Raw genomic sequence first — 18,098 nt, forward strand, 5'->3', positions numbered from 1 at the left:
GACATGACCGACCTGACCCCGCCCGCCGTCATCCTCGACAAGCCGCAAATGGCCGACAACATCGGTTCGGTGGCGCGAGTGATGGCCAACTTCGGCCTGACCGAGCTGCGGCTGGTGGCGCCGCGCGACGGCTGGCCGCAGGACCGCGCCTGGGCCACCGCCTCCGGCGCCGACTGGGTGCTGGAGGGGGTGCGCGTGTTCGATACGGTGGCCGAGGCCATCGCCGACCTGAACACCGTTTTCGCCACCACCGCCCGCCCCCGCGAGACCCGCCAGCCCGTGCGCACCCCGCGCGAGGCCTCGCGCATGCTCTACGACGACACCGCCTCGGGCCTGAAGGCGGGCCTGCTGTTCGGCGGCGAGCGGGCGGGGCTGGAGACCACCGACATCGCCCTGACCTCGGGCATCGTCACCATCCCCATAGACCCGCGCCACCACTCCCTGAACCTGGCCCAGGCCGTGGCCATCAACGCCTATGAGTGGCGCATGCTTGTGCTGGACGCCCCGCCGCCGAAGTTCCGCCAGGGCGAGCCGCCCGCGTCCAGCGACCTGCTGCTGGGCATGTACGAGCATCTGGAGTCCGAACTGGACGCCGGGGGCTTCTTCCATCCGCCCGAGAAGAAGCGCTCCATGAGCCAGAACCTGCGCGTCATGCTGGGCCGCGCCGCCTTCACCGAGCAGGAAGTGGCCACCTTTCGCGGCGTGATCCACGCCCTGTCGAAGGGGCGCGGCCGGTTGCTGGCGAAGATGGCGGAGAAGGCGCGGGGGGAATAAGGTTCCTTCTCCCTCAAGGGGCGAAGGGAGATAGCGATCAGTCGATCTCCAGCAGGTCGGACCAGCGCCAGGCCGATGTTCCGAGGGCGATGCGGGATGCGCCGGGCGCGTCGCCAAGCGACAGAACCACCAGCCCGCGCATGGGCTCGGCGCGGCAATCGGCGGGGGCGAACGCCACTTCCAGGGCGATGGCCTGCCGCACCCCCGCCAGTCCCTTGCCCGCCTCATCGCCGCTTCTCAGCCAGTCGCCGTCCCAGACCTGGATGGCGCGGCCTGAGGCGTTCAGGCGGCGGTCGGCCGTATCGATGGCGGCGCGCACGGAGGCGCTGCTCCGCAGGGCGTCCTGCAAACGGCGCACCATGTCGCAGCCGCCGCCGGTCCCGCCCGCGCCGGACCCGGAGCCTGCGCCGCCGGAGCCGCCTCCGGCGCCGGGTCCGGCGGTGCGCGCCCCTGCCGTCTGCGACGCCGTCAGAACCGGCAGTGCGGGCGGGGAGGGCGTCAACGCTACGATCTCCACCTGCGGCGGCGGCGGTTGGCGCGGTCTGGCCGGCGGCGGGGGTGGTGAAGGCGGCGCGACCCGGGGCGCTGTGTCCGCGGGGGCCGCTTCGGCGGCGGGTGCGTCTTCGGGAATGGGCTCAGGCGTGACGGGCGGAGGCGACGCCGGCAAAGGCGGCGTGACCAGGCTCACCATCATGGGCGGGGGCGCAATGAGCATCTGGGTCGGCCCGACGCGCGACAGACTCATGAACAGGGCGAACTGCATGGCGCTGACCGCCAGCAGCACCCCGAACCGCAGCCACAGGCCGCCACGTCGAGGCCTACGTTCGTCGAATATGGAAAAAACGCTCACCGCCTCAGAAAAAAGTTCGTCCGCGTCATCATCGTGGCGTCCTGAGACGATGTAGCCATGAAAATGAGATCAGTGATAGATCATTTTCGGTCCGCGTCTGGCCATAGGCTCGTGCGGCCCAACGCAGATAGAGCGAAGGGAGTTCCTCAAAGAACAATACTATTGACAGAGAGGCATCGTTTCTACGGCGAAGCTGACATTTTCCGGTCAAAAGCGCGTCATCACTCCGCCGCGCGCGCCGAAAAACGTGACGTTGCGCGGCGATGGGCCTGGCGCACCCCAAGGGATGGAGTGAAGAACTTGAGCACCTCGACTTACCGACTGGCGAAGACCGGCGCCGCCGTGGCCGCCCTGGGCCTCATGGCCAGCGCCTGCGCCAGCCATCAGTTTGTGCGCGACAATGTACAGGTGGTCGATGACCGCGTGACGGCGACTGACGCCCGGGTCTCGACCGTGGAGGGCACCGCCGGTCAGGCCCTGGCCCGCGCCAACGCCGCCCATGTGCTGGCGGAAGGCAAGTTTCATTATGAGGTGGTGCTGTCGGACGACTCGGTGAAGTTCCCCACCGATGTGGCCAGCCTGTCCCCGGAGGCCGAGCAGCGCCTCAGTGAATTGGCCCAGCGCCTGCGCGCCGAGAACGCCAACGTCTATCTTGAAATCCAAGGCTACACCGACTCCACCGGCAGCGAAGCCTATAACGACGAACTGGGTCTTGCCCGGGCCGAGGCGGTGCGGCGCTATCTGAACCGTCAGGGCGTGGCGCTGAACCGCATGTCCACCATCTCCTACGGTCCGTCGGAACCGGTGGCCTCCAACGACACCCCTGAAGGCCGCGCCCAGAACCGCCGCGTCGCCATCGTCGTCCTGTCCTAAAGGTCGGCCAGAAAGGGCGGCAGAATCTGTCCGGCGGGGCCATGCACGGCTTCGTCGAACAGGTGGCCGCCCCGGGTCGGCTCCAGATTGATCTGGACCGTCCGCGCCCCCGCCATGCGGGCCAGCTGCACGAACCCCGCCGCCGGCCAGACGGCGCCCGATGTGCCGATGGACAGGAACAGGTCGCAGCCGCCGAGCGCCTGTTCGATGCGGTCCATCTCCAGCGGGATCTCGCCGAACCAGACGATGTGCGGCCGCAGCCGCCCGGCCGGATGGTGGGGAGAGGCGTGGTCCGGCTCCAGATCTCCGGGGCAGTCGCAGACCACGCCGGAAGCCGTGCAGCGCGCCTTGCGAAGGTCGCCATGCATGTGGATCAGGTTGAATCCCGGCCCCGGCGGCGTCTCCGCATGGGCGCGGTCGTGCAGGTCGTCCACGTTCTGGGTCACCAGCAGGAAGTCGCCATTCCACCGCGCCGCCAGTTCTGCGAGGGCCCGGTGGGCGGCGTTGGGGTGCACCGTCGCCAGTTGCCGGCGCCGCTGATTGTAGAAGTCCTGCACCAGCGCCGGGTCGCGTTCGAACGCCTCGGGCGTCGCCACGTCCTCGACCCGGTGGCCCAGCCACAGCCCGTCCGCCGCCCGGAACGTGGGCACGCCGGATTCGGCCGAGATGCCGGCGCCGGTCAGGACGACGAGATTTCGTTTGCTCATGCGGTTTCATAGCATCCCCGGCATGGCCTAGAAGGGGGGCCATCACTCTGGAGCCTGCCCATGAAGACCCGCGCCGCCGTCGCATTCGAAGCCAAACGTCCCCTCGAAATCGTCGAGGTCGATCTGGAAGGGCCCCGCGCGGGCGAGGTGCTGGTGGAGATCAAGGCCACGGGCATCTGCCATACCGACGCCTATACGCTGGACGGGCTGGACTCCGAGGGCATCTTCCCCTCGATCCTGGGCCACGAGGGCGCGGGCGTGGTGGTGGAGGTGGGGACGGGCGTGACCTCGGTGGAGGTGGGCGACCACGTGATCCCGCTGTACACGCCCGAATGCCGCCAGTGTAAGTCGTGCCTCAGCCGCAAGACCAACCTGTGCACCGCCATCCGCGGCACGCAAGGCAAGGGCCTGATGCCGGACGGCACCAGCCGGTTCAGCTACAAGGGCCAGGCCATCGCCCACTACATGGGCTGCTCGACCTTCTCGAATTACACCGTGCTGCCCGAGATCGCCCTGGCCAAGATCCGCAAGGACGCGCCCTTCGACAAGGCCTGCTACGTGGGCTGCGGCGTGACCACGGGCGTGGGCGCGGTGGTCAACACCGCCAAGGTGGAGCCGGGGGCCAACTGCGTGGTGTTCGGCCTGGGCGGCATCGGGCTGAACGTCATTCAGGGCCTGAAGATGGTGGGCGCCGACATGATCGTCGGCGTGGACCTGAACCCGGACAAGGAAGACTGGGGCCGCAAGTTCGGCATGACCCACTTCGTCAATCCGAAGGACCATGCGGATGTGGTGGCCCATCTGGTGGAGCTGACCGGCGGCGGGGCGGACTACACGTTCGACTGCACCGGCAACACCACGGTCATGCGTCAGGCGCTGGAGGCCTGCCACCGGGGCTGGGGCGAGAGCATCGTCATCGGCGTGGCCGAGGCGGGCAAGGAGATCTCGACCCGCCCGTTCCAGCTGGTCACCGGCCGGGTCTGGCGCGGCTCGGCCTTCGGCGGGGCGCGCGGCCGCACCGACACGCCGAAGATCGTGGACTGGTACATGGACGGCAAGATCGAGATCGATCCGATGATCACCCACACCCTGCCGCTGGAAGACATCAACAAGGCCTTCGACCTGATGCACGAGGGCAAGAGCATTCGGTCGGTGGTGGTGTTCTGATGGTCGTTGTTCTCGCTCTACTGATCGCGGCCTCCCAGGGTATTTCTGAACAGTGCTCCGTAATCATTCCGCACCCCGGAGGCAGCGGCTACACGCACCAGCCCGCTCCGGGCTACTCGGTCGCCAACGCTCGTGCGCCGCTAGCCTTTCCAGACGGGTTTGATGACGTCCAATCGATTGCTTGCCGTCGTGACTCGTTAGTTTTTACGGACAACGATTTTCGCGTTGTCGTGGATTTGGGCGTCCCCATGAATATCGGGGCCGAAGGCGTTATCGGAGTGCTTGAGATCGTTGAGGGACAATTCCGTTTCCGTCTTGTTCGCGGCGAGTATTCCGAGGCTCAGGCTGTGGCGGTTCAGGCCGCTCTAAATCGAGGCCAACGGCTGATTCAGCCGGAGGAATAAGGTCGCCAAACTGGCGCAGGGGAGAGCATCATGTTCACGCACATCACCGTCGGGGCGAACGACATCGAGGCGTCGCGCCAATTCTATGACGCGGCGCTCGGCGCGCTGGGCATTCCGGCGGCTCAGGGACCCGACCCCAAGGGGCGGTTCTGGTGGCGCACGGAGCGGGGCGCCTTCGCCATCGGCAAGCCCATCGACGGCGAGCCCGCCTGCCACGCCAACGGCGGCACCATCGGTTTTCATGCGAAAACCCCCGAGATGGTCCAGGCCTTCCACGACGCGGGCGTGGCGGCGGGCGGCAAGGCCATTGAGGACCCGCCCGGCGAACGCAACGGCGCTTTCGGGAAGCTGGTGCTGGCCTATCTGCGCGACCCTTCCGGCAACAAGATCTGCGCCATGCACAGGCCGAAATGAAGTCGCTTGGCAGGGCATGCCTTGCACCATAGCGTCAGCATCGAAAGTCGGAGGTTTCGATGCTGACGCTCCTTGCCGCTGTCACCGTTCTTCATGCGGGCGCCGCACAGGCGCCCGAGCACGTGTTCGCCATCTCCACGCCAGACGGCCATGTGATTCACGGCCAGACGGATATGCCCCAGGGCGAAGCGCAAGGCGTCGTGATCCTGGTAGCCGGCACCGGGGCTTTTGACCGGGACGTGGCCCTGGGTCGGACGGGCACGCCGCGAGACCGGCTGTTCGCCGACCTCGGCGCGCGGTTCGCCGAGCGGGGCATGGTCGCCGTACGGTTCGATCGACGGGGCGTCCGTCACGGCGCGCCCCCGGCCGAGATGCTGGATCCGGAAGCCTACCCCGGGATCACGGCGGAATCGCTCAGCGCCGATGTGGGCGCGGTGGACGCCTGGGCGCGCTCGGCGGACGGTCTGAACGCGCGGTGCGTCGTCTACTTCGTGCATTCGGAAGGCGTTGTGCATCTGGCCGGCCGGGCCGACGCTGGCATGGCGGCGCCGGATCTGATCATCGGCATGGGCGCGCCGATGGAAAGCAAGTTGAGCGCCCTGCGCTGGCAGATGTCGGGCCGGGACGCGGATTCGCTCAGGATGATGGACGAGGACGGCGACGGGCGCATTACCAATGAGGAGGTCCGCGCCCACTGGACCCGCACACCATCGGCCGTATTCGAACGGCTGGACCCCTTTCTGCATCCCCAGGGCGCCTGGACCGCCGCAGACCTGGAGTTGCTGGAGGCCAACCAGTCGGCGCTTTATGAAGCGGAACGCACGCGCAGCCTGGCCATTGCGGATGACCTCCCCTATCCGAGCGCGTCGATGGCTGCCTTCAGTTATGGGTGGTGGAAGACCTGGTTCACCGACGACCAGCCCATAGCGGCGCGCCTCGCCCGCTGGTCGACGCCCATGATTCTTCACTACGGCCAGATCGACTCCCAGGTACGCGAGAACCGCCAGCGCGCCGCCGCCGAGGGAGTTCTGGCGCCCGGCCAGGCGACCTTCGTGTCTCACGACGACCGTGGGCACAGTTTGGGTAGAGAAACCCTGATGGGGCCTGTCGATGAAGCCATCGCTGATCGTATGGCTGACGAAGCCGCGGCTGCCTGCGGCCAGTGACCACCGACTGAAAATCAGGGCGGTCCCACGAAGTTCGACGCCCGGATGGGGTGCACGAAGCTCCCGCATGGGCGATAAAGCGGCATGACCCTGCAAACCACCAAGACCCACATCGTCCACGGCGGCACGCTGCGCTACTGCCGCCATGACAGCGCGACCACCGGCACGCCCATGACCCTGTCGGTGTTCACGCCGCCGGGGCCCAATGGCGATGGAAAGGGGCCGTTTCCGGTGCTGATCTGGCTGTCCGGCCTGACCTGCACCGAGGACAATTTCACGGCCAAGGCCGGGGCCTACCGGGCGGCGGCGGAGCACGGGGTGATCATCGTGGCGCCCGACACCTCGCCTCGCGGCGACGGGGTGGCGGACGACGACGCCTATGATCTGGGGCAGGGGGCCGGGTTTTATGTGGACGCGACCCAGGCGCCGTGGGCGCCGCATTTCCGCATGGAGAGCTATGTCACCGACGAGTTGATCGCCTTGATCGACGCGGAATTTCCCACCAGCCGGACCCGCTCTATCTTCGGCCACTCCATGGGCGGGCACGGGGCCCTGACCCTGGCTCTGCGCCATCCCGAACTGTTCCAGAGCGTCTCGGCCTTCGCCCCCATCGCCTCGCCGACCCGGTGTGCGTGGGGCGAAAAGGCCTTCACCGCCTATCTGGGCGACGACCGGGCCGAGTGGGAGAAGCACGACGCGGCCCTGCTGATGGAGTCCGGCGCGGCGGCGGGGGTGTATGACGACATTCTGGTGGATCAGGGCGACAGCGACCAATTCCTGACCGATCAGCTCAAGCCGGAGTTGCTGAAGGCCGCGGCCGACAAGGCGGGCCAGAAGCTCACGGTGCGGATGCAGCCGGGCTATGACCACTCCTATTTCTTCATGGCCAGTTTCATCGACGATCACGTGGCCTTTCATGCGGCCCGGTTGAAGGGCTGAACCGAACCATTTGCCGTGCTTTGATGTCCATGCGGCCACAGCGGCTATCGCGTCTTTGCCGATCACGGACTAGAAGGGCTTATGCCGGACACCCCGCTTCTCGACACCGTCGCCCTTCCCGCAGACACCCGTGGTTTCAGCGTCGCCCAGTTACGACAGCTGGCCGACGAGGTGCGAACCGAGACCATCGACGCCGTGTCCGTGACCGGCGGGCACCTGGGCGCGGGCCTGGGCGTGGTCGAACTGACCGTGGCCCTGCACCATGTGTTCGAGACGCCCAAGGACATCCTGATCTGGGACGTGGGGCACCAGTGCTATCCGCACAAGATACTGACCGGCCGGCGCGACCGTATCCGGACCCTGCGTCAGGGCGGCGGCCTGTCGGGCTTCACCAAGCGGGCCGAGAGCGACTACGACCCGTTCGGCGCGGCGCACGCGTCCACCTCCATCTCGGCAGCCCTGGGTTTTGCGGCGGCGCGGGACCAGAAGAAATCCGGCAACAAGGTGGTGGCGGTCATCGGCGACGGCTCCATGTCCGCCGGCATGGCCTATGAGGCCATGAACAACGCGGCTGAGACCACCGGTCAGCTGACGGTCATCCTGAACGACAACGACATGTCCATCGCCCCGCCGGTGGGCGGGATGAGCGCCTATCTGGCCAAGCTGGTCTCCGGCGGCGCCTATCAGAACATGCGCCGCTTCGGAAAGAAGATGGCCGAGCACCTGCCGCGCCCGTTCCGCGACGCCGCGCGCAAGGCCGAGGAGTACACCCGGGGCATGGTCACGGGCGGCACCTTCTTCGAGGAGTTGGGCTTCTACTATGTCGGCCCCATCGACGGGCACGATATGGACGTGCTGGTGCCGGTGCTGAAGAACGCTGCGGCCATCACCGACCGCCCGGTGCTGGTCCACGTGGTGACCCAGAAGGGCAAGGGCTACGGCCCGGCCGAGAACAGCGCCGACAAGTACCACGGGGTGGTCAAGTTCGACGTGGTGTCCGGCAAGCAGTCCAAGTCCGTCTCCAACGCGCCCAGCTACACCAAGGTGTTCGGGACCGAGCTGATCAAGCGGGCCGAACGCGACCCGTCCATCGTCGCCATCACCGCCGCCATGCCGGGGGGCACGGGGATCGACCTTTTCGGCCAGGCCTTCCCCGACCGAACCTTTGACGTGGGCATCGCCGAACAGCATGCGGTCACCTTTGCGGCGGGTCTGGCGGCGGACGGCATGAAGCCGTTCTGCGCCATCTATTCCACCTTCCTTCAGCGCGGCTACGACCAGGTGGTGCACGATGTGGCGATCCAGTCGCTGCCGGTGCGATTCGCCATGGACCGGGCTGGTCTGGTGGGCGCCGACGGGCCGACCCACGCCGGCTCGTTCGACATCGGCTACATGGGCGCCTTGCCGGGCATGGTCCTGATGGCGCCGTCGGACGAGGCCGAACTGGCCGCCATGATCGCCACCAGTCTCGAGATCGACGACCGCCCCTCGGCCTTCCGCTACCCGCGCGGCGATGGGGTAGGCGTGGAAATTCCCGAACTGTCCGCGCCGCTGGTCATCGGCAAGGGCCGCATCGTGCGTGAGGGCACGACGGTGGCGATCCTGTCGCTGGGCACCCGGCTGCAGGAATCGCTCAAGGCGGCCGAGGCGCTGGCGGCGCGGGGCGTGTCCGCCACCGTGGCCGACGCCCGCTTCGCCAAGCCGCTGGATGAAGACATGATCCTGCGTCTGGCCCGCGAGCACGAGGCCCTGATCACGGTCGAGGAAGGCGCCATGGGCGGCTTCGGCGGCTTCGTGCTGCAGATGCTGGCCGCGAAGGGCGCGCTGGACGCCGGACTGAAGGTCCGCACCCTGTATCTGCCCGACGTGTTCCAGGATCAGGACAAGCCCGAGGCCATGTACGCCCAGGCCGGTCTGAACGCCGAGCACATCGCCGCTGCGGCCCTCACGGCGCTGGGCGTAGACGCGGCGACCGCAAAGGCGCGGGCCTGACCACGACGCTGGGCCGGAGCGCGCAATTCCCGCTTCGTCCCCTCCGTCGCTCTTGCACTTGGACAAGCGTCGCCGCAGTTAGATGGGACACCCCATTGAGACGGAGGGCGGATGCCGCACGCCGACAGCCTGATCGTCACCCTTGTCGGTGGCTTCGTGCTGGCGTTCGTGTTCGGCATGATCGCCAACCGGCTGAGGCTGTCGCCGCTTGTGGGATATCTTCTGGCGGGCGTGCTGATCGGGCCGTTCACCCCGGGCTATGTGGCCGACATGGAGCTGGCGCCCCAGCTGGCCGAGATCGGGGTCATCCTGCTGATGTTCGGGGTAGGGCTGCATTTCTCGCCCCGCGACCTGATGAAGGTGCGCAGGGTCGCCGTGCCGGGCGCCTTGGCCCAGATTTCCGCGGCTACGGTGCTGGGCTGGGCGCTGGGGCGACTGCTTGGCATGGGCGACGGCGAGGCCCTGTTGCTGGGCTTCTCCCTGTCGGTGGCGTCCACCGTGGTGCTGCTGCGGGCGCTGGAGGAGCGCCAGCAGATCAAGACCGAGGTGGGCCGCGTCGCCATTGGCTGGCTGATCGTCGAGGATCTGGTCATCGTCATCGCCCTGGTCATGCTGCCGCTGCTGGTGCTGCCCGGCGGGCAGGCGGCGGACCCGGCGACCCTGGGACTGTCCATCGGCTGGACCCTGCTGAAGGTGGCCGTGTTCGTCGGCCTGATGTTTCTGGTCGGCGGGCGGGTGCTGCCGTGGGTGCTGGTCCGCATCGCCCACACCAAGTCGCGAGAACTGTTCACCCTCGGGGTTCTGGCCATCGCCCTGGGCATCGCCTGGCTGGCCTATGCGGTGTTCGGCGCCTCGTTCGCCCTGGGCGCCTTCGTGGCCGGACTGGTGCTGAACGGCACGCCGCTGGGGCACAATGCGGCGGAGCGGGCGCTGCCCCTGCGCGACGCCTTCGCGGTGCTGTTCTTCGTCTCGGTAGGGATGCTGTTCGACCCGGGCATCGTGGTGCGCGAGCCGCTGGCGGTATTCGGCGTGCTGATGATCGTGCTGGTGGGCAAGTCCATGGCGGCCCTGGCCATCACCACCCTGTTCCGGGTCAACCGCCATGTCAGCTTCACGGTCGCCGCCAGCCTGGCGCAGGTGGGCGAGTTCACCTTCATCCTGGCGTCGCTGAGCGTTTATCTGGGAGCCATGAGCCGCGAGACCCAGGACCTGATCCTGGCCGGAGCGCTGATCTCGATCGCGGTCAATCCGTTCGTGTTCAGGGTGGCCGACTGGATGGATGCGCGCAAAGGGCCGCCGGCCGGTGCGGGCGAGACCGGCGAAGTGCTGGACCTTGACGGTCCCGCCCGCAGGGACGACCTGGCAGAGGTCGGCCGCAGCTAGATCACAAAACGCCGATCATGCTGGCCACCAGCGGGTGTCGGACGATGTCCTGTTCGGCGAGGCGGACCACGGCGATGCCGGAGACGGGCTCCAAGCGTTCCGCGATATCGGACAGGCCGGACAGGGAGGGCAGCAGGTCGGACTGCTGCGGGTCGCCGGTGACCACCATGGTGGAGTGCCAGCCCAGCCGGGTCAGCAGCATCTTGAGCTGGACGTAGGTGCAGTTCTGGGCCTCGTCCACCACGATGAAAGCGTTGTTCAGGGTGCGGCCGCGCATGTAGCCCACCGGCGCGATCTCGATGAGGCCCTCGGCCATCAGCGCCTTGACCCGCTTCATGCTGAGGCGGTCCGACAGGGCGTCGTAGAGGGGGCGCAGATAGGGGGCCAGCTTGTCCTCCATGTCGCCGGGCAGATAGCCGATGGATTCGCCGGCCTCGACCGCGGGTCGGGACAGGACGATGCGGCCGACCTTGCCCGCCTCCAGCGCCTCGACCGCCTTGGCCACGGCCAGATAGGTCTTGCCGGTGCCTGCCGGCCCGAGGGCCAGGGCCAGATTGTGGGTGTCGATGGCCTCCATCAGCTCGGCCTGGCCGTCCGACTTGGGCTTGAGGGTCTTCATGTAGGACTGGTCGCGGTCGTCGTTGGATGGATAGGGCGACCAGCCGGTCTGCGTCGGAAGACGCCGCACCTTGGAGTCCTCGGAAAACTGGCGTGTATCGAATACGCCCTCCCGGCCGGCGTCACGGGATTGGCGCTTGAGGGCGGAACGCTTGGTCATGGTAGCCTCCGAGGCATGAAAAAAGGCGAGACCCGAAAGGGACCCGCCTCGAACGAGAGCGTTGGGGAGGAGAACAGACGCAGGGCGCCGTCGTGGCCGGTCGGGGGCATGGCTCCCGGCGGGAAATCCCGCCGCCGAACGAAACGCGACACGCAAGCGTCCTCGTGTCTGGCCGGACCGGGCTTGATCCGGCTACGGATTCGAATGTCGCCAGGACGATCTCGAATCGCTGAACAACTTTGATGCTAACGTGGTTTCCAAACACTTAAAGCGCTGAAAAAGATAATAGTTACGAGGGGTTCTGATGACTGTTTACAGTCTTGACGCAAAACAACCGCAGCTCCCGCCAGAGGGCGAATACTGGATCGCGCCGAATGCAACGGTCATAGGAGACGTGATTCTTCACCCCGGCGCCAGCATCTGGTGGAACGCGGTGGTCCGAGGCGACAACGAGCCCATCACCATCGGGCCGGACAGCAACATCCAGGACGGGAGCGTGCTCCACAACGACGTGGGCGTGCCGCTAACCATCGGGCGCGGCGTGACGGTGGGGCACAAGGTGATGCTGCACGGTTGCGACATCGGCGACAACAGCCTCATCGGCATCAATGCTGTGGTGCTGAACCGTGCGAAGATCGGCAGGAATTGCATCATCGGCGCGGGGGCGATCATCACCGAGGGCAAGGAGATTCCCGACAACTCGCTGGTGGTCGGGGCTCCGGGCAAGGTGATCCGCACGCTGGAGGCGTCCCAGATCGAGATGCTGAAGATGTCGGCCGAGCACTATGTGCAGAACTGGAAGCGCTACGCGCAGGGCCTGACCCGGCTGGATCAGACTGTGTGATCGAAAAACGGTGCAAGTGGAGTGCAGGGAGCGGCTGTTTCTGGTGGTTCTCCATGCGCCAGTGAAGTGGAAAGGGGCAGCGTGTGAAAGAAAAATGAGGTCTTTCCGCCGAGCGTCGATTTGCGACTTTGGTTTTCCATCGAAATGGATACCTTTGGTCGATCAGGCCGTAGAGCCGGGGCGATACCCCTGATCAAGGGGAATGTTTGGGGGTCTGGCGCCATGACAGTCAACGTTCAATTACCAGCAGGGTTGAAGCCGTGGCCCATGCTCCTGTGCGCCCTCGGCGCGCTCGCTCTGGCCGATATGGCCAAGGCGCAGAACCGGACAGGCGACGTATTCCGCGACCCGTTCATCTCCGGGCCTGGCCAGGGCCCGGAGATGGTGGTTCTGCCCCCGGGGCGTTTCACAATGGGCTCGCCGGCGTCGGAGCACAGGGGACTTGGTGATGAAGGCCCCCAACGCATGGTTCAGATCGGATATCGTCTGGCCGTCGGCCGCTACGAAGTGAGCGTGGATGAGTTCAGCGCCTTCGCGGAAGAGACCGGCTGGAGCCCGGACGAGGTCTGCCTGAGGTGGTTCAGCGGTCAAGTGCGCGCGATGCCCGGAACGACCTGGCTGTCCCCCGGGTTCGAGCAATCAGGCGATCATCCGGTGACATGTGTCTCATGGCATGATGCGCAAGCCTATGTGGACTGGTTGAACCACAGGACGGGCTTCACGAACCGTGCGGACCGCTACCGCCTGCCGAGCGAGGCGGAATGGGAATACGCCGCAAGGGCCGGCTCGGACGCCGATTACAGCTTTGGCGATGATGTCAGCCGGCTGGATGACCATGCCTGGTACAGCCGCGACCGCTTCCGCCCCTACGGCAACACGCATCCCGTTGGACGCAAGCTGCCCAACGCCTTTGGCCTTCATGACATGCACGGCAATGTGTTGGAGCTGGTCGAGGATTGTTACTCCGACAGCTATGAAGACGCGCCCACTGACGGCTCGGCTCGCACGAGCGATGATTGTCCCGACCGTGTCGCCCGGGGGGGCGCCTGGAACAGTGGCCCGGACCAGCTGCGTTCCGCCCAGCGCTCCTATGGCTGGCCGAACAGCAGGACAAATTGGAAGGGCCTGCGTGTGGCGAGGACGCTTCCCGAATAGGGAGGCGGGCGTTCTCCGCCGGGCCATCTGAGCACAGCCCTCAGGCGATCCGCCTTCCGTCCACGGCGGCCAGGGTGAGGGCGGCGCGGCGGGCGGCCGGCGTCGTGGCGGGGGTCATGGCGCGCACGATCAGGCCCTGGACGCCTCTGGCCTCGTCCGCCTCGGCGCCGAGCGGCTGATACAGGCCCAGCAGGCGGTCGGGAACACCGGCGGGGCCACGCAGGGGGGCGGCCACGATCTCGATGGGGAGCAGGGCGCCGTCCTCAATCTCCATGTCGGCGCTGAAGATCATGGGGCGGCCCTCGCGGAACGCCTGGGCCAGGCCGCGGTGAACCATCAGGCGGCTCTCGCGGCGCCACACCTCCAGCAGGTATGCGCCCTTGAGCGGACGGCCGTGGGCGCGCTCGATCCAGCCCCCAGCGAGACGAAACACGAGTCCCTCGTCCCGTCGCTCGGCGATGAACACCTGCGGCAGAAGGCGACCCAGCGCATTGGGGTCGAAGGCGGCGCGATCGGGAATGCGCGCCGCGCCGGGCAGGGCGGTCCACGCGTCCACAAGCCGCTGAATGCCGGAATGAAACACGGAATCTGTCATCGTGGCCGCCTTCGCAAGGCTCGGGCCGCCCCGAGGCGGCCCGATGGCAACGGAAACGCAAGGGTTTGCTGTCTGTATGGCAATCTTAACCGGCCTGCGTCTTGCAGAGCCGTGCAAGGTTTGAATGCGGGAGCCCGGCCCATGCGGTTGCGGATCAGACACTGGATGCCGGCCCTTGCGGGTCTGTTTGTGGTCGGCCTGGCCGACAAGGCGGCGGCCCAATGCGGCCCCACAGCCTGTCCGCCGCCTCCGCCGCCGTGCTGTGCGCCGCCGCCGCCCCCTCCGCCGCCTCCGCCGCCTCCGGCCTGCTGTCAGCCCCCCGCGCCGCCCCCTTGCTGCGGCGGTGGCGGCAACGTCAATGTGAACGTCAATGTGAACGCCAACGCCTCGGCCCGCGCCGGCGCCTCGGCCCGCGCCGGAACGACCATCGTGGTCGGCGGGGGAGGCGGGGCCTATTTTCAGGTCGACCAGCCCTATCCCACCACCATCCAGGGTCTGAACGTCGGCGGCATGGCCATGAGCCGGACGATCCGCGTGCCCTACACCGAGACGCGCCGTTCGATGCGCCGGGTGGTGATCCAGGCCGTGTGCATCGATACGCGCTCCGTGCCCCACCCCGCCGCCCAGGTGCGCCCCGGCCGGGACGTGCTGGAGAGCTATGAGGGCGAACTATACCGGTGCCTGGCGGGTACGCGCCTTCAGGCGACCATCGCCGAATACCTGGACGACGTCAGCTTTGACGGCGGCGAGACACTGCAATGTCGCGCGGGCGAGGCCCTGTGGCATTCCCGGGGCATGGTCGAATGTCGCCCGCAGCGTCCCGAGCGGGACTGCAACGAACGGTCGCTGCTGCGCCGCTATGGCGCGGGCCTCAAGATCCTGACGCTGTACCGGGAGGAGACCTACACCGCCTGGCGCGAGGAGGTGATCGAGGAATCCTATGGGGAAGTCATCAACTCCGCCATCACCCTGGACGGGGGCGTGGGCGGCCGGGTGTTCTGAACCCGCTGTTCAGCGCCGCGTCATGCGGGCTGGATCATGATGGGACAGTCGATTTTATCGACGCCTTCCTGAGTGCGACTTGACGGCCCCGGTCACCGACCGGGGCCGTTTTTCGTCAACCTACTCCGCCGCCGCCTCGGCCGTGACCGTGGCGCGCCAGGCGCGGTCGGGCCGGAGATAGGCCTGGGCCGCTCGCTGGATTTCCTCGGGCGTGATTGATTCCAGCTCGTCCACAACCGTACGAACGGCCGCGATCTTGTCGGGATCGTCATGGAAGCCGTCCAGGGCGTTCAGCCAGTAAGGGTTGGTGTTTCGGGCCCTGCGGATCGACTCCACCACCGACAGGCGTGCGCGGTTCAGTTCGTCATCGTCCACCGGCGCGTCGCGCAGGCCGGCCGCGATCTCGTCGGCGGTCTCGAAGAAGCCGCCCAGGGCCTCGGGCGGCGTCTCGATCTGGATGAAGGCATAGCCGTAGTCCGGGAAGACGGTCGAGGAAGTGGACCCTGCCCGCGGCGAATAGGCCACGCCCTGATTTTCGCGCAGTTCGTCGGTGACGCGCAGTTGCAGCACCTGGGCCATCAGGCTGGCGATACGGGCGTCGCGGCGATCACCGATCGAGTCGGTGGTCGGCCAGGCCACATAGCCCAGCGCCTGACCGGCCTGACCCGTGTGCGACAGGCGGACGGGCTCGGAAACAGGCGCGGGGAACGCCACGGTCAGGGCCGACCCCGGACGCTGGGGCTCAGCCGAACGGGTCGGCAGGGCGCCGAAGGTGGCGCCGACCGCAGCGATTGCGTCCTCCACCGTCACATCGCCGACCACCAGAACCTCGATCGGTCCGGCGCTGGTGGATCGGGTGAACAGCTCGCGCATTTCCTCAATCGAGCCGCCGGCGATCTCTTCGGCGGTGGGGAAGCTGAAGCGCTTGTCGCCGTTGGCCACGAGACCCGAGCCTTCGAGCGCGAAGGCCCCGCCGGGGGTGGCCCGCAACTGGTCCAGATACTGGCCCATCATGCCCTGCATCCGCTGAAACGGTTCCGGCCGCCAGGCGGCGTCGGTGAAATAGGCCGCCAGAAGCTGTAACTGGGTCTGGAAGTCTGCGGGACGGGTGGCGCCCGAGAGGGTAAAGGCGTCCTGGCCCGCGCCCGCGCTGATGCTCACCACGTCTCCACTGAGGACTTGCTCGATCTGGGTGCGCGTCAGTTGGCCCAGGCCGCCTTCACTGAGCACCGGGTCAATGGCCCACAGGGGCGTCATGCGATCGGAAGGCAGGTCCAGATCACCGCCGCCGGCGCGCACCGAGACCAGAATCTGTTCGTCACTGAAGTCGGTCGGCTTGACCGTCAGCCGCACCCCGTTGGGGAAGGTGACCAGGGTCGTCCCCAGGTCATCAAGCACGGACTGGTCGGACGGCGCGGCGGGCGTTCCGAAGTCGGTGTAGGGCCATTCCATGGCGTCCGTGGCGGCAGGAGCTTCCACCGAAATCAGCTGGGACGCCTCGAGCGCAGCGGTCACCACGGCCGCGCCGCCCTCGATGGGCTGGGGGGTGGTGATCAGGGCCAGGGGGCCGTTGCCGTCGAAGGTCGCACGCAGGATGGCGTTGACGTCCGCCACGGTCATGCTCTCGACCACGGCGTTGAAGATGGCCAGGTTGGTGGCCGGGTTGGTGAAGACGTCCTCGTTGTTGACCGCGTTCAGCAGGGCGCCGGCCAGGGCCGGGGTCTGGCGCGTAGCGGCGCCGGCGGCGGCGTTCTCCAGGGCCGTGCGGATTTCGGTGACCTCCCGCTGCAACTCGGCCTCGCTGACGCCGTGCTGGACCAGACGGCGCTGTTCCTGCTCGGCGGCCTCAATGGCCGGTTGCCAGGCGCCGGTCTCGAAACTGGCCACCACCAGGCCGATGTCCATGGCGCCGAACAGCTCCTGATGACCGCCGCCGCCGCCGAGGAAGGGCGGGTTGGAGGATCGCGACAGCTCGCTCATGCGCCGGTTCAGGACCGCCAGGCCCAGATTGCGCAGGACGCCTTCACGCCGGGTCTCCAGGCTGTCAGGACGCTGGTCGGGCGCCTGGGTCCAGATCAGCTGGGCGCTGGACTGGGCGCCCGGCTCGATATGGATGTAGGTCTCGGCCTCGCGGGGCTGCAACTCTCCGATGACCGGATCGGAGCCGGCCGGATAGTCGTTGGTCCAGTCCGCGAACCTGTCGCGGATTTTCGCCTCCATCACGTCCACGTCGAAATCGCCGACCGCGATAACGGTGGCGCGCTCCGGCCGGTAATAGGCGCGGTAGAAATCGACGAAGCGATCGCGGGGCGCGGTGCGGATGATGTCCAGATCGCCGATGGGCAGGCGGTTGGCCAGGCGCTGGCCGGGCGCAACGAATTGGAGCAGGGCCCGGGTGGCGCGCAGCTGGGGCGTGTTGCGGGTGCGTTCCTCGCCGACGATGACCCCGCGCTCGCGGTCCACGGCGTCGGCGTCGAACAGCAGCTCGCTGGCGGTTTCGCGCATCACCATCAGGCTGGTGTCCACCACCTCGTCTGACGTGTTGGGCAGGTTCAGCAGATAGGCGGTCTGGTCGAAGCTGGTGAAGGCGTTGGTGTCGCCGCCGAATGACAGGCCCAGCCGCTCCAGCCGCCGGGTCATCTCGCCCTCGGGAATGTTGGTGGAGCCGTTGAACGCCATGTGTTCCAGGAAGTGGGCCAGACCCTGCTGATCTTCGTCCTCAGCCAAAGAGCCCACATCGAAATTCAGGCGCAGGGCGGCCTGCTGGGGCGGAGTGGCGTTGCGCATGATGGCGTAGCGCATGCCGTTTGGCAGTCGCCCGAAGCGGACGTTCGGATCGGCGGGCACGTCGCTGGTCGCCTGGGGCCAGCCGGGGGCCGTGGCCGAGGCGACGGCGGCGGCTTCCGGTTGTTGTAGCGCGACGGCGGGCAGGGCGGCCGAAGACAGCAGGGCGACAGCGGAAGCGCCGATGAGCAAACGGGAAAGCGCGGAACGCATGGATGATCTCCAGATCAGTCGCCGGGGGACGCACGCAAGCCGCGCTGCGACATAAAGT

17 protein-coding genes are annotated in these 18,098 nt (G+C 67.3%); 12 read left to right on the plus strand and 5 right to left on the minus strand.

From position 1 onward, the window contains the following. The first annotated feature begins 3 nt into the window (after positions 1-3). Positions 4-774: an RNA methyltransferase gene (locus ACK4FB_RS02580; RefSeq protein ID WP_409747522.1), complete on the plus strand. Its 771-nt coding sequence runs from the start codon at positions 4-6 to the stop codon at positions 772-774. 37 nt (positions 775-811) lie between these two features. On the opposite strand, the gene ACK4FB_RS02585 is transcribed toward ACK4FB_RS02580, so the two are convergent. Then, a complete protein-coding gene (locus ACK4FB_RS02585) occupies positions 812-1,624 on the minus strand; it encodes a hypothetical protein (RefSeq protein WP_409747524.1) in 813 nt (270 codons plus the stop codon). A gap of 300 nt (positions 1,625-1,924) precedes the next feature. Between ACK4FB_RS02585 and ACK4FB_RS02590 the strand changes: the two genes are divergently transcribed. Continuing rightward, the gene (locus tag ACK4FB_RS02590; RefSeq protein ID WP_409747526.1) at positions 1,925-2,497 is read left to right on the plus strand and encodes an OmpA family protein; all 573 of its coding nucleotides are present in this window, start codon (positions 1,925-1,927) and stop codon (positions 2,495-2,497) included. Here the strand turns inward: ACK4FB_RS02590 and ACK4FB_RS02595 are convergent. Continuing rightward, positions 2,494-3,204: an NAD-dependent deacylase gene (locus tag ACK4FB_RS02595; protein ID WP_409747528.1), complete on the minus strand. Its 711-nt coding sequence runs from the start codon at positions 3,202-3,204 to the stop codon at positions 2,494-2,496. The two genes, ACK4FB_RS02590 and ACK4FB_RS02595, sit on opposite strands and share 4 nt — an antisense overlap. 60 nt (positions 3,205-3,264) lie before the next feature. Here ACK4FB_RS02595 and ACK4FB_RS02600 point away from each other — a divergent pair, with 60 nt between their 5' ends. The 7 genes from ACK4FB_RS02600 to ACK4FB_RS02630 all read left to right on the plus strand — a co-directional run bounded on the left by ACK4FB_RS02600 (position 3,265) and on the right by ACK4FB_RS02630 (position 10,669). Continuing rightward, the gene (locus tag ACK4FB_RS02600; RefSeq protein ID WP_409747530.1) at positions 3,265-4,371 is read left to right on the plus strand and encodes an S-(hydroxymethyl)glutathione dehydrogenase/class III alcohol dehydrogenase; all 1,107 of its coding nucleotides are present in this window, start codon (positions 3,265-3,267) and stop codon (positions 4,369-4,371) included. Further along, on the plus strand, positions 4,371-4,775 hold the full coding sequence (locus tag ACK4FB_RS02605; protein ID WP_409747531.1) for a hypothetical protein: 405 nt from the start codon (positions 4,371-4,373) through the stop codon (positions 4,773-4,775). The genes ACK4FB_RS02600 and ACK4FB_RS02605 overlap by 1 nt, the downstream gene beginning before the upstream one ends. 30 nt (positions 4,776-4,805) lie before the next feature. After that, complete coding sequence (locus tag ACK4FB_RS02610) at positions 4,806-5,189, plus strand: VOC family protein (RefSeq protein WP_409747533.1); 384 nt, start codon at positions 4,806-4,808, stop codon at positions 5,187-5,189. A gap of 59 nt (positions 5,190-5,248) precedes the next feature. Continuing rightward, on the plus strand, positions 5,249-6,355 hold the full coding sequence (locus ACK4FB_RS02615; RefSeq protein ID WP_409747535.1) for a hypothetical protein: 1,107 nt from the start codon (positions 5,249-5,251) through the stop codon (positions 6,353-6,355). An 84-nt stretch (positions 6,356-6,439) separates the two neighbouring features. After that, the gene (fghA, locus tag ACK4FB_RS02620) at positions 6,440-7,294 is read left to right on the plus strand and encodes an S-formylglutathione hydrolase (protein WP_409747537.1); all 855 of its coding nucleotides are present in this window, start codon (positions 6,440-6,442) and stop codon (positions 7,292-7,294) included. Positions 7,295-7,375: 81 nt separating this feature from the next. Next, positions 7,376-9,286: a 1-deoxy-D-xylulose-5-phosphate synthase gene (dxs, locus tag ACK4FB_RS02625; protein WP_409747539.1), complete on the plus strand. Its 1,911-nt coding sequence runs from the start codon at positions 7,376-7,378 to the stop codon at positions 9,284-9,286. A 111-nt stretch (positions 9,287-9,397) separates the two neighbouring features. Then, positions 9,398-10,669: a cation:proton antiporter gene (locus tag ACK4FB_RS02630; RefSeq protein WP_409747541.1), complete on the plus strand. Its 1,272-nt coding sequence runs from the start codon at positions 9,398-9,400 to the stop codon at positions 10,667-10,669. 1 nt (position 10,670) lies between these two features. On the opposite strand, the gene ACK4FB_RS02635 is transcribed toward ACK4FB_RS02630, so the two are convergent. Beyond that, positions 10,671-11,447: a PhoH family protein gene (locus ACK4FB_RS02635; RefSeq protein ID WP_409747543.1), complete on the minus strand. Its 777-nt coding sequence runs from the start codon at positions 11,445-11,447 to the stop codon at positions 10,671-10,673. A gap of 304 nt (positions 11,448-11,751) precedes the next feature. On the opposite strand from ACK4FB_RS02635, the gene ACK4FB_RS02640 reads away from it, so the two are divergent. Together ACK4FB_RS02640 and ACK4FB_RS02645 are read left to right on the plus strand one after the other, a co-directional pair. Further along, positions 11,752-12,291, plus strand: a complete 540-nt coding sequence (locus tag ACK4FB_RS02640) for a gamma carbonic anhydrase family protein (RefSeq protein WP_409747545.1) — start codon at positions 11,752-11,754, stop codon at positions 12,289-12,291. A 306-nt stretch (positions 12,292-12,597) separates the two neighbouring features. Continuing rightward, positions 12,598-13,446: a formylglycine-generating enzyme family protein gene (locus ACK4FB_RS02645; RefSeq protein WP_409747547.1), complete on the plus strand. Its 849-nt coding sequence runs from the start codon at positions 12,598-12,600 to the stop codon at positions 13,444-13,446. A 40-nt stretch (positions 13,447-13,486) separates the two neighbouring features. Here ACK4FB_RS02645 and ACK4FB_RS02650 read toward each other — a convergent pair whose 3' ends face one another. Further along, positions 13,487-14,041 carry a PAS domain-containing protein gene (locus tag ACK4FB_RS02650; protein WP_409747549.1) on the minus strand — a complete coding sequence of 185 codons (555 nt, stop codon included), beginning with the start codon at positions 14,039-14,041 and terminating at the stop codon, positions 13,487-13,489. Positions 14,042-14,401: 360 nt separating this feature from the next. Here ACK4FB_RS02650 and ACK4FB_RS02655 point away from each other — a divergent pair, with 360 nt between their 5' ends. Then, positions 14,402-15,043: a hypothetical protein gene (locus ACK4FB_RS02655; RefSeq protein ID WP_409747551.1), complete on the plus strand. Its 642-nt coding sequence runs from the start codon at positions 14,402-14,404 to the stop codon at positions 15,041-15,043. 120 nt (positions 15,044-15,163) lie between these two features. On the opposite strand, the gene ACK4FB_RS02660 is transcribed toward ACK4FB_RS02655, so the two are convergent. Then, complete coding sequence (locus ACK4FB_RS02660) at positions 15,164-18,040, minus strand: M16 family metallopeptidase (RefSeq protein WP_409747553.1); 2,877 nt, start codon at positions 18,038-18,040, stop codon at positions 15,164-15,166. Positions 18,041-18,098 lie beyond the last annotated feature (58 nt).

The sequence above is a fragment of the Brevundimonas sp. genome, from assembly GCF_046299535.1.
Taxonomy (GTDB): domain Bacteria; phylum Pseudomonadota; class Alphaproteobacteria; order Caulobacterales; family Caulobacteraceae; genus Brevundimonas.

Coding starts and splice junctions, on each gene's coding strand:
- ACK4FB_RS02650 (WP_409747549.1), bottom strand. CDS start 14,041: ATGACAGATTCCGTGTTTCATTCCGGCATTCAGCGGCTTGTGGACGCG.
- ACK4FB_RS02645 (WP_409747547.1), top strand. CDS start 12,598: ATGGCCAAGGCGCAGAACCGGACAGGCGACGTATTCCGCGACCCGTTC.
- dxs (WP_409747539.1), top strand. CDS start 7,376: ATGCCGGACACCCCGCTTCTCGACACCGTCGCCCTTCCCGCAGACACC.
- fghA (WP_409747537.1), top strand. CDS start 6,440: ATGACCCTGCAAACCACCAAGACCCACATCGTCCACGGCGGCACGCTG.
- ACK4FB_RS02595 (WP_409747528.1), bottom strand. CDS start 3,204: ATGAGCAAACGAAATCTCGTCGTCCTGACCGGCGCCGGCATCTCGGCC.
- ACK4FB_RS02610 (WP_409747533.1), top strand. CDS start 4,806: ATGTTCACGCACATCACCGTCGGGGCGAACGACATCGAGGCGTCGCGC.
- ACK4FB_RS02615 (WP_409747535.1), top strand. CDS start 5,249: ATGCTGACGCTCCTTGCCGCTGTCACCGTTCTTCATGCGGGCGCCGCA.
- ACK4FB_RS02640 (WP_409747545.1), top strand. CDS start 11,752: ATGACTGTTTACAGTCTTGACGCAAAACAACCGCAGCTCCCGCCAGAG.
- ACK4FB_RS02580 (WP_409747522.1), top strand. CDS start 4: ATGACCGACCTGACCCCGCCCGCCGTCATCCTCGACAAGCCGCAAATG.
- ACK4FB_RS02635 (WP_409747543.1), bottom strand. CDS start 11,447: ATGACCAAGCGTTCCGCCCTCAAGCGCCAATCCCGTGACGCCGGCCGG.
- ACK4FB_RS02660 (WP_409747553.1), bottom strand. CDS start 18,040: ATGCGTTCCGCGCTTTCCCGTTTGCTCATCGGCGCTTCCGCTGTCGCC.
- ACK4FB_RS02630 (WP_409747541.1), top strand. CDS start 9,398: ATGCCGCACGCCGACAGCCTGATCGTCACCCTTGTCGGTGGCTTCGTG.
- ACK4FB_RS02605 (WP_409747531.1), top strand. CDS start 4,371: ATGGTCGTTGTTCTCGCTCTACTGATCGCGGCCTCCCAGGGTATTTCT.
- ACK4FB_RS02600 (WP_409747530.1), top strand. CDS start 3,265: ATGAAGACCCGCGCCGCCGTCGCATTCGAAGCCAAACGTCCCCTCGAA.